Origin of the sequence: Pseudoalteromonas aliena (genome assembly GCF_038155085.1) — a bacterium.
Taxonomy (GTDB): domain Bacteria; phylum Pseudomonadota; class Gammaproteobacteria; order Enterobacterales; family Alteromonadaceae; genus Pseudoalteromonas; species Pseudoalteromonas aliena_A.
Window position 1 is genome coordinate 1 of the sequence record NZ_JBAKAU010000251.1, and the last position, 213, is coordinate 213.

Consider the following 213-nt stretch of genomic DNA (forward strand, 5'->3'; position numbering starts at 1 on the left):
TGCCTTTTAAACGATGCACAAATGCCATTCCTGCTTTACTTGCAGCAAATAGTATGTGGTTGATTAATTAGCCATCAAACTGTTCATGTGCTGCATCGTTATCTTCCATTGCAGCGGCTTCCTTTTCTTTTAAAACAAATGGGTGGCACCGTGTTGCTGCTTGGCGATATATGATTAAGTTTCGCGTTAAAATATTTGCGCCTTCAACCGTAA

Annotated in this window: 1 pseudogene; it reads right to left on the bottom strand. The window is 40.4% G+C overall.

From position 1 onward, the window contains the following. Positions 1 to 213: pseudogene (locus V6260_RS19270) on the bottom strand (acyl-CoA dehydrogenase domain-containing protein); the annotation flags it as partial.